Raw genomic sequence first — 14,956 nt, 5'->3', positions numbered from 1 at the left:
TGCTCCCAGAAAATTCAGTAAGATCAGATGGTATCGTCGAAGGCCTTGGTGATCTGGACGGCGACGCGCTCGTCCACCGCACCGATCGTGCCCTGTGCAAAGGTGGCATTGCCCACGCGCAGCGGCACGGCGCGCGCGACGGAGACCGGCAGCACATCGCCGGGCGCCAGATTGGCAATGGTGGAGAAGGAAATGCGCATGTCCACCACAATGGCGCGCACCTCGATGGGCAGGTCGCTGAAAGGCGCGTCCGAGGGGCTGCCCACGGGATGGACACGGCCGATGGAGAGCACTTCGGACCCTTCGGCGAAACCGAAGAGACGGGCCAGCGTGCCGATCGGCATGGCGACCGTGATCAGCCAGGGCAGCGTGCCGCCGTCATCGACTTCCAGCGTGACGATGGCCAGCGTCTGGTCCTCGGGGAAGGGGGCCAGCATCGCCAGATTGCCGTCGCGGCGCTGCGGCACGATGCTGGGCACCGGCATGCCGGGCGCGCGGCCCGCCGTGGCGGTCAGCGCGGCCGAGAGGTGATCGGCGATCAGCGTCTCCATGCGACCGATCATCAGCTCGGCGGCCATGGGGAAGGTTTCGGGCAGGGGGGCCGGGGCCTCACCCTTGCCGCCGAAAGCGCGGTCGACGATGCGCAGCACCGGCTCGGCCTCGACCGAGACAAACAGGGGCGCATTGCCGCCCACCGCGAAGATGCTGTTGGCCGCCAGCGTGGCGATCGACCCGTGCAGCGTGGAGAGGTCACCTTCCTTGGCGGAGGTGGCCTTCACCAGCGGGGCCTCGCCGCCCAGCAGCGGGGCGAGCGCGGCGGCCATGCGGCGGGCCATGCGGTCACCCAGACGGTTGAGCAGGGGCAGCAGTTCGGCCGCTCCGGGGCCTTGGCGCAGCAGCTCGGGGGCGTGCTGGGCCAGGGTGCGTTCGGCGATAAAGGCGCGTTCGGGTTTCATCGGGTCAGACCGTCGCTCTCGTGAAAGGAGGGGGCGTGAAAGTTGAAAAGGTGCGGCGGAGAAGAGGGCTTATCACTGAACAAGGAAGGTTTTGAAATAGACGTCATCGACGCCGCCGAAACCTTCTTCCTTGGTGAGCACCTGATTGATCGCGGCAGTCAGGCGCTTGGTCAGCTTTTCCTTGCCCTCGATGGTTTCAATATCGTCGGCAGGGGTGTCGGCCAGCACGCTGAGCATCGCGGAGCGGACCGCCAGCTCATGCTTCTTCAGCCACATGATGACGCGGCCGTCGCGGTGGGTCGAACAGGCCAAGCTGACCTGGATCAACTGGGCCGAGCCCTTGAGGTTCGAGGTGAAATCCTCGCTGAAATTGTAATAGCTGGTCTTGTAGGGGCTGCCGCCTTCGCCTTCGACTTCGGCACCGCCCTCGCCTTCCTTGCCTTCGGCCTTGGGGGCATAGGGATCGACCTCGCCCTTGCGCACCAGCTTGGGGCCCAGCTCTTCCTTGGCCTTGGCACCGCCGCCGCCGATGATGCCCATCTTGACCATGGCAAAGGCAGCGCCTCCGCCCACCGCCAGCATCAGCACGGCGACGATGGCGATCACCATCACCATGCTCTTGCCCTTCTTGGCGGGTTTTTCTTCGGTTGCTGCTTCAGCCTTGCTCATGATCGGTCTCTGTCAAAAGATGGGCGGGCGCGAAACCCGGATAATCCCGGATGGGCGCGATCAGGCCAGAATACCGCCGCGCGATTGCACGGTCGTGTCATCCTTGGCCCGCTTTGTGGTGGAAGCCTGAGGCGCGGGGCGGCCCTGACCGGCAGGATTGCCCTGCTGGCCGTTCTGGCCCTGCTGCTGCCCGGACGAGCCCGAGGCATTGGCGTCGGCGCCGCGGCTGCTGTTCTGGGCCCAGCCTTGAAGCTGGGACTGCTGCTGATTGTGCTGCTGGCCGCTGCTCTGCTGACCCGTCGCATTGCCCTGGGCACTGCTGCCCGCCGCCGAAACGGTGGAGGCCTGCGCCATGGCGGCGCGCGCGGCGGGGGCGAAGGCCGGGTCGTTGCTGGCCATCGAGACGCTCATGCCGTCATCGTTCTGGTCGAAGCGCAGCGAGACCTTGCCGAAATCGGCATGGGTGATCGCGGCCTGCACGCTTTGCGTGCCCAGACCCGAGCGGGCGGCGGCGCGGGCCTCGACCAGCCGGTCGACCAGAGCGGCCATGTCCGGCCCGTTCTGGGGCGCCGAAGGGGTGGCGGGACCGGTGGCCGTGGTGGACGGCGCGACAGCGGTTCCCGCCGACGCCAGCAGCTGGACCTGATTGGGAGCGTTGTCCGGCAGGCTGGCGCCATCCGCCGGTGCGCTCACCGGCAGACGGGCGGAGGAGGATGCAATCTGGGCGCCGTTCTGGGCGGTATCCTGCCCGGCACTGCCGTCGCTGTCGGCGGTGGCACCATTGCGGTTGGGGGTGGGATTGCGCGCGGCGGCGGGCTTGCCCTGCGCCGGGACGCGGGCGGCCATGCGGGTCGTGGTAGCGGTGGTGGTGTCCTGCATGTCGGCCTCGTCCGTGGTTGCGGTAGCGGGCTGGGCGACCGTGGGCTGAGCCACGGCGGCCTGGACGGCGGCGCTCTGCGCAGTGGCCTGCGCGGCGTCGGCCGGAGTGACAGCAGGCTGGAGCGTCGCGGCGGCGGTGGTCGCAGGGGGCGCAGGCGTGGTGGCGGGCGCCGTGTTCAGGGCCAGCGCGGCATTGATGGCGATGGTGGGGGCGGGCTGGGTCGCGGCGGCCGTCGCATCGGTGGCGGCGGGCGTGGCGGCGGCAACCGTCAGGCTGGCCGGATCGACCGTGGCGTTGATGCCGCCGACATTGAGCGTGATCGGCGCGTTGCCCTGCGCATCGGTGAGGGCGGGCTGAGTGGCGGCGGCCAGCGCGGCGGGCGTGGTCTGCGCCGAGGTTGCGGTGCCCGAGGACAGTTGAGCGGAAAGACGGGCCGACAGGCGCGCGGCCTCACGGCTGGCCTGCGCGCCGATCTGAGGCGCGGTCACATCCGCCGCGACGGGCTGCTGCGTGGTAGCCAGTTGAGGCAGGGCGGGCGCGGCCAGAGAGGCGGCCTGCGTGCCGGAGGCGGCATCGGTGGCTGCGGCCGTCTGGGCCTGATCGCTGCTGGTGGCCTTGTCGGCGGGGGCGACGACATTGGCCACGGCATTGACGGCCAGCGAGACCGGCAACGGCAAAGCGGCGGCAGCCAGACCGGCAAGCGGCAAACTCTTGCCGGTTGCCGTCTGGTCGCTATCCTGATCGTCGTCGGAGGTCTTGGTGTCGGCTGCACCGGCCTTGGCCAGCTTGCCTGCCTTGGGCGCGGCCTGCTTTTGGGCCGCATGTTGAGTGTCATGGGCCTGACGGTCCATCACAGCCCCGAAATCCGTGCCTTTGCCGCCCTTGCTGCCCGACGTGGCCGCCGAAACGCCGCCCTGAGCGGCAACGGAAACGCTGCCCGAAGCCAGGCCCGAACCGGCAAGAACTGAAGATGAGGCAGCGGTATTGGGCATGAACTAAACTCCGTGCGGCAATTGCCTCAGGAGTTATGCATGGTCCGTGCCAGAATCGTCCCCACTTGGGACACGCCCTGAAGAATTGCCGGAAAAGCTGGCATTGCGCAGCTTGTTGGCGATAAAACGCGCCTGTTCCTGCGCTCTTTCCTCCACCGCGGCGCGGCGGCGCTCGGCGGCGACCAGTTCGGCCTGCCGCCGGTCGGCCAGAGCATGGGCGCGTTGCCGGTCGGCATTGGTGGTGGCGGCAATGCCTTGCAGCCCCATGACAAATCGCGCCATCCGCGCCAGATCGGCGCCATCGGCCATATCGCGCCGCGCGGCATATTCCTGCGTAAGCGAGCGGGTGCGCTCGGCCAGCGTGTTGAGCTGGGTCAGCGTGGTTTCCGCGCGCGCGGCTTCCGTCACGGCGTTCTGCTTGGCGATGGCGCGCAGCTTTTCCAGCCTTTGCAGCCTTGCCAGTTTGGCGCGTTCGGCCTTCATGGCATCACAGGCCCATCAATTGCTGCAACTGGGCGATGCTTTCGCCCAAAGGCACCAGATTGCGCCCCTCCTGCGTGAGGAAGGCGACCAGATGCGGATGCATGGCGATGGCCCGGTCGAGCTGCTGGTCGGCCCCGGCGCGATAGGCGCCCATCAGCACCAGATCGCGGTTGGCCTCGTAAGCGGCGACCAGTGCGCGGAAAGCGCGGGCGGCGGCTTCATGCTCGCGGCTGGTGATGTCGGTCATCACGCGCGAGAGCGAGGCGGCAATGTCGATGGCGGGATATTGCCCGCGCTGCGCCAGATCGCGGCTGAGCACGATATGACCATCGAGGATCGAACGCGCCGTATCGACGACCGGATCGTCCTGACTGTCGCCATCGGCCAGCACGGTGTAGATGCCGGTGATCGAGCCGCCGCTCTGCGCGGAATTGCCCGCGCGTTCCACCAGCTTGGTGATGGTGGCCAGCGCCGAAGGGGGATAGCCGCGCGCCGCGCCGGGCTCGCCCAGCAAAAGCCCGATCTCGCGCCCGGCATGGGCGACGCGGGTGAGCGAATCCATGATCAGCAGCACCCGCTTGCCCTTGGCGCGGAAATGCTCGGCCATGGAGGTGGCGAGCATCGCGCCGCGAATGCGCAGATTGGGGGCATGATCGGCAGGCACGGCGATGACGGCGGTGCAGGCGCGTTTGGGCCCGATCATATGGCGCTCGACGAAATCGGAGACTTCGCGGGCGCGCTCGCCGATCAGGCCGACGATGATGACCTCGGCATTGGCGCCATGGGCGATCATGTCGAGCAGCACCGATTTGCCGACGCCCGAACCGGCCATGATGCCGATACGCTGGCCGACGCCAAAGGTGGTGATGGCGTTGAGCGCGCGCACGCCCGTATCGAAGGGCAGCCGCACCGGGGAGCGATCAAGCGCGCCGGCGCGGATACCGCCGGCGGGATGGTAATCGCGGGCATGGATCGGTCCGAGGCCGTCGATGGGGCGGCCTTCGCCATCCACCGCGCGGCCAAGGAAAGCCTCGCCCACCGGCAGCATGCCGGGGCGCCCTTCGGGGCGGACGCGGGCGCCGGGGCGCAGCATCACGGTGTCGCCCAGCAGCATGGCCAGCGTGCGTCCGTTGCGGAAACCGATCACCTCGGCCAGCAGCGACTTTCCGTTGCTGTGGGACACGCGGCACAGCGAGCCGACCGGCACCGACAGGCCCGACATTTCCAGCAGACCGCCATCGCAGGCCAGCACCGTGCCATAGCGGCGCGGCGTGAGATCGATGGGGGTGGCTGCGACATCGGCCAGCAGCGCGTCGAAGAGTTTCAGCATAACAGTCGTTCCCGACTAGACATTTCAGGCAGCGCTTTCATCCGGCATGAACCGGCGAAAAAACGCTTTATTCCGGCTCGGGCAGCGTCAGATCCAGCGCTTCGGCGATGGCGCGGCGCCATTGCTCGGGACCGTCTTCCACGCCGCCGCCTTCCATGCCGCGGCTGCTGGTTTCCACGCGCAGCGCTCCGGGTTCCAACGTCGGATCGGGCACGAAGGTCCATCCTTCGGGCAGATGATCCTGCACCAGCTCCATATCCTCGGGGTTGAGGCGGATCACGCGATCATCATCGGCGCGCGAGAACATCGCCACCGCGCGCTTCACCCGCAGGGCCAGCGCTTCCTTGTCCAGTGCCAGCGGGGCGAGCGTCGCCTCGCACAGCGCCATCACCGTATCCATCAGGCGGCCCCGCAGTTGCTCGGCGCATTGCGCATCGATGCGGTCGAAGGCGAAGGCGAAGCGGGCGCGCAGGGCCTCGCGCTGCAGGAAATCATGTTCGGCCTCGGCATGACCCTCGGCGTAACCTTGGGCATGGGCCTCCTCGCGGGCTTGGGCGACCGGGTCGACCGGCGGCGCCTCGGGCACCACAGGCATGGTCGGCAGGGCCGGATCGATCACGCGCGTCGGGCGCAGATCGGAATAGGCCAGACCCGAGCCCGTCGGCGCCGCCATCTCGACCGGCGTGGCGATATAGCGCTGGTCGAGCGAGAAGCCGCCGCCGGGGCGGGCGAACAGGCTGGCCAGATCGGCGCGGCGTTCAGGCTGGGGGGCGGCAGGCTCGGCAGCGGCGGCTTTTTTCGCCGCCGCCGGTTTGGGAGAAGCAGGTTTCGCGGCGGCTTTGGTGCCAGTGGGAACCTTGGATTCAGTGGGGGCCTTAGACATATTCGTCGTCACCCGCGCCGAAGGAGATGGTGCCTTCCGCGGCCAGACGGCGCGCGGCATTGACGATGATCTTCTGCGCCTCGATGCATTCGGCCATCTTGAGGCGACCGCGACCGGCGATCTCGTCCTTCACGCCATCGGCGGCGCGGCTGGACATGGCGGCGAAGAACACATCGCGCTGATCTTCCGGAATGCCCTTCAGGGCGTTGATCAGCGTATCGTTCTCCACATCGCGCAGCAGCGTGCCCATATCCTTGGGGCCCAGCACGAAGAGATGCTCGAACTTGAACATCTCGTTCTCGATCGCCTTGGCCAGGTTTTTGTCCATCTTGGTGATTTCGGGCATGATGCGCTTTTCGACGACCTTGCCCGAATTGTTCATGATTTCAGCCGCATTGCGCGCGCCGCCCAGATGCAGCGCGGCGGCACCGTGATGCTCGCCGATGCGGCGGGTCAGCAGCTCTTCCAGCATGATGATCGCCTCGGGCGCGACAGGCCCCATGGTGGCGACGCGGTGCACGACCTGCGTCTGCACATCATTGGGCAGCGAATGGAGCACCTGCGCGGCGACCTCGGGCTCAAGCTGCACCAGCAGCACGGCGATGGGCTGCGGCATCTCGCCCTTGATCAGCGGAATGATCGCGGGCGGGTTGAGCCAGCGCGCGATCTCCAGGCTGGAGGCGGGCGGCGCATCGGGAACGATGCGCTGCATCAGGTTTTCGGCCTTCACATCGCCCACGGCGCGCGCCATCATTTCGTGCACGCGCTTCTGGCGGCCGTAGCCGTCGATGCCCAGCACTTCGGTCTTGGCGACAAAGCCCTCGACCGCGCGCATGATCGCCTGGGGACCGATGTCGCCCAGAGCCATCATCTTTTCGCCGAGCAGTTTCAGCTCCGTGGGGGTCAGTTGGCCCAGCAGGCGGCTGGCCTGATCGTCGCCCAGCAGCATCACCAGAATGGCTGCGGCCTCGGCGTCGGAGAGATGTTCGAGCCCCTCCGCCAGCATGGCCTCATCGTCGATCGCGCTCATCAGGCGTCTTCCTTCTCGGCGGGCGGTTGCAGCATCTGGCGCAGTGCGATCACGGCGCTGTCAGGCTTTTCGGTGACGATCTGCTGAGCCAGACCGACATGGCGGTTCAACTGGTCGGCAGCGTGGTTGTTAACCATGGCGGGGCCACCCTGATCCTGCCCCATGGCAGCGGCGGCGGCGCTCGAAATGTTGACGATCGGCGGCGCGCCGGCGGCCAGCGGCAGGGCGGGCATCGGTGCATTGGCCAGCGCTTCCTCGACAGCCGAGGTCTTGGCGCCCTTCTTGCCGGCGGCGGGCTTGTCGCCCTTGAGCGCCTTGATCAGCGGGCGGACCGCCAGCAGCAGCACCATCAGCAGGCCGATCAGCGCCCCGCCGTAATGCAGGGCCTGAGCGAACCAGGGCGTCTCGTAGAACGGCGTCTTGGCGACCGGCGTCGTGTCGAAGGCGCGGGCCACCACGGCGATCTGGTCGCCGCGCGTGGTGTCGGCGCCGACAGCGGCGGAGACCAGCTGCTTGATCTGGTCGATGTCGCTCTGCTTGAACTTGGCCATCGCCGAGGCGGAGAGCGCCACCGCGACCGACAGACGCTTGATCTTGCCCGGCCCCGTGTTGGAGACGGCAACCTCGCGGCCCAGTTCGTAATTCTTGCTGGCCGAGCTTTCGCTGGCGGTGGGCGCAGGCGTGGCGGCGGCCGAAGGCGTTGCGCCGGGCGCGGTGGCACCAGCGGCGCCGGCGGCAGGCGGCGTCGTGCCGGGAGCGGGTGGCGGCGGAGCGCCGGGCGCCCCGGCCACCGGCTGGGTGGAGGGCGGCGGCGTGTTCGAAAGCGTGCCGGGCACGCCGACAGCCGCGGCGGAGGCGGGCTGCTGGCTCTGCTGGCTGGTCTCGCTGCGCACCACGCCCTGCTTGTCATAGCTTTCGCGGGCCGAGGTGACCTGATCCATGTCGAGATCGACCTGGATCTCGCTGGTGAAATTGCCGTCGCCCAGCATCGGGGTCAGCAGCGTGGCGACTTGCCCACGCAGCTTCTCTTCCATGCGCGACTGCATATCCATGCGGTCGGAGTCGACGCTGCCCTTCTGCGAAAGCAGATGGCCGCGCTGATCGACGACCTTCACGGCGTCGGGCGTCAGGCCCGGCACCGAGCCGGCCACCAGATTGACGATGGCCGAAACCTGATTTTCCGAAAGCTGGCGGCCATCGGCCAGGCGCAGCATGACGCTGGCCGAAGGGGCGATCTGATCGCGCACGAAGACCGATTTCTCGCCCTCGGCCAGATGGACGCGCACCGCCTGAACCCCGTCGATCTCCTTGATCGAGAGCATCAGCTCGTGTTCGCGGGCCGCGCGCAGACGCTCGCCTTCCAGAGCGCGCGAGGCGCCCATCGGCAGCTTGTCGAGGCTGTCATTGGCGGTGTCGGGCAGGGCCAGCGCGCCATTCTGGGCGACCAGCATGCGTGCCTTGTAGACATCGCCTTCATCCACCGTCAGCGCGCCGGTGCTGCTGTCGATGCGGTAATGGATGTTGCCCTTGTCCAGCGCGCCGACCACGCTGGCGCGCTCGGCATCGTCAAGCTGGGCATAGAGCACGCGCTGAGGGGCGGGGGCCAGCGTGGACCAGGCCACGGCGGCACCGCCCAGCACGGCCATGCCGGCGAACCAGGGCAGAGCCTTTTTCACCGGTCCCTGCGCGAGGAAACCGCGCGCGCGTTCCATCGGCGTGCCACCCGCCGGATCGGTCAGCGTACCGATCAGCGACTGCGGCTGCGCTGGAACCAGCGCCATACCGGGATTGGCAGGAATGGCCTCGGCCATGGTTTAGACCCCCAGCTTCATGATGTCCTGATAGGCGGACAATAGCTTGTTGCGGACTTGCAGCGTGGCTTCGAAACCAACCTGCGCTTCCTGACGTGCCAGCATCACCTTGGCGACGTCCTGTGTCTTGCCCTGCTCGTAATCCGAGGACAGGGTTTCGGCGCGCATCTGGGTGGCGTTGACGCCGCCCAGCGCATTGTTCAGCGCATTGGCAAAGCCGCTGGTTGCACCATTGGCGTTGGTTGCCGTGGCAGCCTGAGCGCCCGATGCCGCCTGCGGTGCATGCACCTGCTGAAGCACCGTGGAGCGCGAGATGATCTGCTGGCGCAGGGCCATGATCTCGGCAATGCCGCCGCCATTATAGCTGACGCCGCCGACGGAAGGGATGCTGCTCACCGGCGGCCTCCAGCGAAGGCGGTGGCGGGAATGCCGGCGTCACGGAAGGAGGCGAGGCGATAGCGCAACGTCCTTTCCGAAATCCCCAGCGCGCGGGCGGCGGCGACGCGGCTGCCGTTGCAGGCGGCCAGCGTTTCCATGATCGCCTTGGCTTCCGAAGCCTGCACGATGCCGGCGAGACGGCGACCCGAACGGACATCCTCGATCGGCGTGACCGAGGCGCTGGTGGGCGCGGGGGCGGCGGGCAGGGCTTCCGGCAGGGCGGTGGGCATGGCCACCAGACGGGCCGGGCTGTCGAAATGGATGTGCTCCGGGCGGATCTCGATGCGGCCACCGTTGCGACCGGTGTCGGCCAGCAGCAGGGCGCGGCGCACCACATTCTCCAGCTCGCGGACATTGCCGGGCCAGCCATGCATGCGCAGCATCGCCAGGGCGCCGTCGCTGATCCAGGGCATCGCCGTCGCGCCCTTGGGCGTGTGGCGCAGGGCCAGGGCGAAAGCCAGCGGCGCGATGTCGTCCAGACGCTCGCGCAGGGCGCGCAGGGTCAGGGGGAAGACGTTCAGGCGGTAGAAGAGGTCGGCGCGGAAGCGGCCCTCGGCCACTTCGGTCGGCAGGTCGCGGTTGGCCGCGGCGATGATGCGCACGTCGATCTTGATGGCCTGGGTCGAACCGATGGGAACGACCTCGCCTTCCTGAAGGGTGCGCAGCAGCTTGGCCTGCAGCGTCAGCGGCATTTCGGCGATCTCGTCGAGCAGCAGCGTGCCACCGTCAGCGGCGCGGAAGAAGCCCTCGCTGGCCTGGGTGGCGCCGGTGAAGGCGCCCTTGGTGTGGCCGAACAGCAGCGCCTCGAGCATGGCTTCGGGCATGGCGGCGCAGTTGACGGCCACGAAGGGCCCCTTGGCGCGCGGGCTGCGGTCATGGATGAAGCGGCTGAGCACTTCCTTGCCGGTGCCGGTCGGGCCGCCGATCAGCACCGGGATGTCGCTGGCGGCGAGACGCTCGGCCAGGGCGAGGATCGAGATGCTTTCGGGATCGGCCGCGATCGGCGCACCGGGGCGGGTGGCGCAGGCGATCAGGGCGGCGAGGCTGGAGTCACTGACAGGGTCGGTGTAGCTCAGCGCGAAATGACGCTCGCCGCGCGGCGCGGGCAGGGCGGCGATGGCCGGCTGCGCGCTGCGGTCGAGCAGGATGCGATGGTGCCCGGCAGGGGCGGAGGCTGCTTCGCCCGCATCGGCAAGCCAGACCGGCTGCGACCGGCCCACTGCCGCGATGATGGCTGCGGCGCGCTGGACCAGCGGCGCGTGTGCCTTTGCGGTTGCAGTGGTGAACTCGATTGCGTCCATGGTTCGGTGTGCCCCCTGATTAACCATCTCAGTGAGGACCTTTTGGCTCGCAAACGCACAAGGAGCCGGAAAATTAAGCATTCGTAAAACTACGCATTTTGCTCCGGGGCCCGAAAATTTTTTCGACAAAAGTTATATCTATCTGAAAAATAATGGAAATTATTTTGACTTAAACCCTTAAAAAGCCGAATTTCCTGCCGTCCATGTGTGAGCGCGAGGTCGGCGAGAGGGGGTTTGAAGGGCCAAAAGGGTAATGATCGTTAACGGCGAGGAAAGCACCTGAGCGAATCGAGTCCCGATCGCGCGTGCTCTGCGTGCGGCAAGAATCATCCGGGAAGGCTGCGCGACCTGTCCGGCAAGAGGCCAGACCCTGCCGGCCAGACCCCGCCACTCCCCCTTTCAAGACCCCGAACGGACCCCGATGCCTCCCGGCGGAAGGCTCACTTCGGACCGGTTGCGATGAGTTGACTTAAAAATTTTTCGGCCCGTCCGCTCTAGTGGCTGGCAGCCGGGTCGAAACGGGTCGACGGGCTGAACTGAAAACCACCTCGGCTTTCGAACGGAGTAGACCATGACCGTCATCAACACCAACGTGAATGCCCTTCAGGCCACTGCCGCGTCGAATGCCGCGGCCACCATGACCAGCCAGGCGATGACCCGCCTGTCGACGGGCAAGCGCATCAACTCGGCCTCGGACGACGCCGCCGGCCTCGCCATCGCCACCTCGATGACCAGCCAGATCAACGGCATGAACCAGGGCATCAAGAACGCCAACGACGGCATCTCGCTGGCCCAGACCGCTGAAGGTTCGCTGACCGAAGTCACCAACATGCTGCAGCGCGTCCGCGAACTGGCCGTGCAGTCGGCTTCGGGCACCTATTCGAGCTCTGACCGCGATCAGATGCAGGCTGAAGTGACCTCGCTGACCGGCCAGATCAAGAACGTGCTGACCTCGACCACCTTCAACGGCGTGGAGCTGTTCTCGACGACCTCGGGCAGCAACCTGACCTTCTCGATCCAGGCCGGTGCGAACCACAACGCCGCCGACGTCGTCTCGATCTCCTCGGTCGGCATCGATGGCACGCAGCTCGTCAGCACGCTGGCCAGCGGCGCGGGCTTCCAGGTGAGCGACACCGTCAGCGGTGACGGCACCGGCATTGCCAACGCCAACACCACCATCGACAACGTCGACACGGTGCTCAAGCAGGTTGCCACGGTGAACGCGAACTTCGGCGCCGGCCAGAGCCAGCTCCAGTCGGCCGTGAACAACATGACCAACAATGTGACCAACCTGTCGGCAGCGCGCTCGCGCATCGAGGACACCGACTACTCGGCGGAATCGACCGCGATGGCCAAGGCCCAGATCCTCTCGCAGGCTTCGACCGCGATGATCGCCCAGGCCAACCAGAGCCAGCAGAACGTGCTGACCCTGCTCAAGTAAGCGTTATGGCCGGGCCGGGGGGGCGTTCCCGCCCTTCGACCCGGCCATGCCTTGTGCAGCCATTGTGCACGATGGCTGTACCCATAACCCAAGACCCGGTTCCCCCAAGGGGAGCCGGGTCTTGGCGGTTGTGGAGCAGATGCAACAGACCTTCGCGCAGAAGGCGTGTCAGCAGGGCGCAGAAAGGCCTGAGCGGACGAGGTGCCCACTCAGGCTGTTCTTTTCGTGTTCGAAGCTTCAGTCGTCCGTCAGCGGGCGGAAAGCCACCAGCAGGATCAGCGGCTCGCGCCGCGCGACCTGCGTCGGTGGGTTGACCATCAGAAAGCCTGCCGGATTGTGGCAGCGCAGCAGGCGCGGGGTGATGCGCTCGATCCCTTCGAGCAGCGGCTCGGGCGTGATGTGCCGGTCGATGGAGGGCAGGTTCTCGCTCAGGAAATCGGCCTGAGGCATGATTCTGACGCTGTCGAGTTCCACCCATTCGAATTGGGCGCCCAGCCGCAGCGCAATGCCATAGCGCGCCTCGCCCATGGGGACGGCGGCGACATAGAAGCCGTCATGCGTGGCGCTGGCGGCGATGGTCTGTTCGACCACATTGCCGGTCTGGCCATCGGCGAAGATCACCGGCAGTTCCACCGTCTTGTCGGTGAAATCCGCGAAGTTGAAGGGCAGGCCAAAGCGCCGCATCGCCAGCACCGTCAAACGGGGCGCCAGGCCCTGGCCTTTCAGCTCGGCGGGCAGATACATGCGCTCGGAACTGTTGAGGTAGAACAGGCCCTGCTGGCGCAGGCCGGTGCGCGCCGTGGCGGGATCGAACAGGGCGCGATGATCGCTGCCGCCCAGATTGACGTCATGCTCGAAGCTCTGGATCACCGCCAGCTCATGGTCGAGCGGCATGAACATCAGCCGCGCCATCACCGCGGTAGCCGCCTGACGCCACAGATCGACCGGATCGCCGCCACAATCGCCGCGCAGCGCGATATCGTTCTGGGCATGGGCGAAGGCGATGGCGCCTTCCTGCACGGCATGGCGGATCGCGGCCTGTTCGGGCGCGATCTCATTGGCGCGGCGGATGGGGTCTCCGGCCTCGGTATAGTCGATCACCGAGCCCATGCCGGTGGTGCAGAGCTGTTCCAGCACCGAGACATTGGCGGTCAGCGCGTTGAGCGCGAAATCGTCGTAATGGCTGACATCGAGGAAGCCGCGCTTGTCGAGGCCGGGCATATTCGCCTCGCGCAGCAGCAGGTAGCGGCCCGCGACATGGACATCGAGCGCCTCGGCCAGCACCGTGTCGATGCGGTTCTGCACCGTGCCATTGTAGCCCAGATCGACCAGCATCAGCGTGTCGCCCGGCGCGGGATCGGCCACGGCGCGCACATGGGCGATCAGCCTTTTGGCAAAGGCGCGTGAGGCCGCGACGGTGGCACGCTTGCGCGGCGTCTTGCGCATCTCCTGCATCAGGGCATAGCAGGCCTCTTCCTGCGTCGGCGTGTTGCAGATCCGCGCGATATCCTCGGGCGGCAGCAGCAGTTGCCGGCCCAACGCCTCGGCCAGCGTACCGGCCTGCTCATCGGAGAAGCGCGACACCTCGCGCTCATCGGTGAAGCTGGAGGCGGTGGCGGTGAAGCGGCTGATCTCGATGGGATGGGCGGTAAAGCCGCTGGCCGCATCGCCGCGCGCGGCATGCATCCGCATCGGCAGCCAGCCGTCGCGCATCAGGAACAGCCAGTGGACGCGCCCGCCATGCTTGGCGGCCAGCGCCTCGGCCTCGCGGCGCAACCAGATGTCATAGCCGGTGAGGATCGGGCCCATCACGGCCATGCCGAGGCGCCCCGCCGCCGTCTCCTGCAAGGGCAGGGCGGCGGCCAGCGTGGCGCGATGCGGCTGGGCGGCGGTGACGGCCTTGCTGATCGGGTGCACCATCGCGCCGATCCCGGCCTCCAGCCGCAATTGCTGGACCAGTTCGGGGAGGAATTGCTGCAGATGCAGGGTGCAGACGCCATGTGCGCCCACGCCAATCACGTCGGCGCCGTGATTGTCGCCGATATGCAGGATCTCATGCGGTTTGGCCGACAGCTTGCGCAGCACCTCGCGGTACATGCCCAGCGCCTTGGGCTGGCCATAGGCGCTGGAAACGAAGATGCGGTCGATCAGCCCGGCGACATCGGCCCCGGCGCCGCGCTCGATCAGCGTGCGCAGCTGGGCGGCATCGAGATAGGTGTCGGAGACGATGATCACCTGCATCCCGCGCGCCCTGGCGCGGCGCATCAGTTCCACCGTGGGGGCGAAGGCGAAGCAGGCTTTCGCTTCGGCGTCCAGCTCGTTGGCGATCGCGGTGTCGCGCTGCGCCTGCGTGGCGCGGGGCATCAACTGGCTGTAGATTTCGCCGATCGAGACCTCGTTGCGGCCATGGGCAAAGCCCGAAACCTTGCGCGCCACCGCCTCGCCATGGCGGCGCTGCATCGGGGTGATGCCGGGCAGCATGGTGAACACGTCGGTGGGCGCATGGGTGTCGCGCCAGAGCAGCGTGTCGAAACAGTCGAGGCTGAGAACCTTCGCCTGCGGAAACCAGTCGAGCGCGTCAGGCAGCTCATGCGGCAGCAGATGCTCACGCGGGGCGGCGGTTTCGGCGAAGGCGGCAGGTGAGGTCGGCGCGTTCATGCTGGCTCTCGGCAAGGTGAGGAGACCACGCCGGAATGGCGGATTCCTGTCTTGCCGAGAGGTAAGCAAACAAGGTGAAGCGGT

At 67.2% G+C, this 14,956-nt stretch carries 12 protein-coding genes; 1 reads left to right on the top strand and 11 read right to left on the bottom strand.

Annotated elements, in window-relative coordinates:
• Positions 1-23 precede the first annotated feature (23 nt).
• The 10 genes from ABDW49_RS17260 to ABDW49_RS17215 form a co-directional block, all read right to left on the bottom strand.
• On the bottom strand, positions 24-956 hold the full coding sequence (locus ABDW49_RS17260; protein ID WP_343613398.1) for a FliM/FliN family flagellar motor switch protein: 933 nt from the start codon (positions 954-956) through the stop codon (positions 24-26).
• A 72-nt stretch (positions 957-1,028) separates the two neighbouring features.
• Positions 1,029-1,625 carry a flagellar basal body-associated FliL family protein gene (locus tag ABDW49_RS17255; RefSeq protein ID WP_343613396.1) on the bottom strand — a complete coding sequence of 199 codons (597 nt, stop codon included), beginning with the start codon at positions 1,623-1,625 and terminating at the stop codon, positions 1,029-1,031.
• 60 nt (positions 1,626-1,685) lie between these two features.
• The gene (locus ABDW49_RS17250) at positions 1,686-3,497 is read right to left on the bottom strand and encodes a hypothetical protein (RefSeq protein ID WP_343613394.1); all 1,812 of its coding nucleotides are present in this window, start codon (positions 3,495-3,497) and stop codon (positions 1,686-1,688) included.
• A 33-nt stretch (positions 3,498-3,530) separates the two neighbouring features.
• On the bottom strand, positions 3,531-3,980 hold the full coding sequence (locus ABDW49_RS17245) for a hypothetical protein (RefSeq protein WP_343613392.1): 450 nt from the start codon (positions 3,978-3,980) through the stop codon (positions 3,531-3,533).
• 4 nt (positions 3,981-3,984) lie between these two features.
• Complete coding sequence (locus ABDW49_RS17240; protein WP_343613390.1) at positions 3,985-5,310, bottom strand: FliI/YscN family ATPase; 1,326 nt, start codon at positions 5,308-5,310, stop codon at positions 3,985-3,987.
• Positions 5,311-5,377: 67 nt separating this feature from the next.
• Positions 5,378-6,193 carry a FliH/SctL family protein gene (locus tag ABDW49_RS17235; RefSeq protein WP_343613388.1) on the bottom strand — a complete coding sequence of 272 codons (816 nt, stop codon included), beginning with the start codon at positions 6,191-6,193 and terminating at the stop codon, positions 5,378-5,380.
• Positions 6,186-7,223, bottom strand: a complete 1,038-nt coding sequence (locus ABDW49_RS17230; protein ID WP_343613386.1) for a FliG C-terminal domain-containing protein — start codon at positions 7,221-7,223, stop codon at positions 6,186-6,188. The genes ABDW49_RS17235 and ABDW49_RS17230 overlap by 8 nt, the downstream gene beginning before the upstream one ends.
• Positions 7,223-9,034: a flagellar basal-body MS-ring/collar protein FliF gene (fliF, locus tag ABDW49_RS17225; RefSeq protein ID WP_343613384.1), complete on the bottom strand. Its 1,812-nt coding sequence runs from the start codon at positions 9,032-9,034 to the stop codon at positions 7,223-7,225. Before fliF ends, ABDW49_RS17230 begins: the two co-directional genes overlap by 1 nt.
• 3 nt (positions 9,035-9,037) lie before the next feature.
• On the bottom strand, positions 9,038-9,430 hold the full coding sequence (gene fliE, locus ABDW49_RS17220) for a flagellar hook-basal body complex protein FliE (RefSeq protein ID WP_343613382.1): 393 nt from the start codon (positions 9,428-9,430) through the stop codon (positions 9,038-9,040).
• Positions 9,427-10,773, bottom strand: a complete 1,347-nt coding sequence (locus ABDW49_RS17215) for a sigma 54-interacting transcriptional regulator (protein WP_343613380.1) — start codon at positions 10,771-10,773, stop codon at positions 9,427-9,429. The genes fliE and ABDW49_RS17215 overlap by 4 nt, the downstream gene beginning before the upstream one ends.
• A 571-nt stretch (positions 10,774-11,344) precedes the next feature.
• Between ABDW49_RS17215 and ABDW49_RS17210 the strand changes: the two genes are divergently transcribed.
• Positions 11,345-12,214 (top strand): flagellin, encoded by an 870-nt coding sequence (locus ABDW49_RS17210; protein WP_343613378.1) that lies wholly within the window; start codon positions 11,345-11,347, stop codon positions 12,212-12,214.
• 237 nt (positions 12,215-12,451) lie between these two features.
• Here the strand turns inward: ABDW49_RS17210 and ABDW49_RS17205 are convergent, their stop codons facing one another.
• Positions 12,452-14,872 (bottom strand): HAD family hydrolase, encoded by a 2,421-nt coding sequence (locus ABDW49_RS17205; RefSeq protein WP_343613376.1) that lies wholly within the window; start codon positions 14,870-14,872, stop codon positions 12,452-12,454.
• Positions 14,873-14,956 lie beyond the last annotated feature (84 nt).

Origin of the sequence: Novosphingobium sp. (assembly GCF_039595395.1) — a bacterium.
GTDB lineage: Bacteria > Pseudomonadota > Alphaproteobacteria > Sphingomonadales > Sphingomonadaceae > Novosphingobium.
Note: the sequence above shows the minus strand (reverse complement) of the source record. Positions and strands in the feature narration are given on the sequence as shown.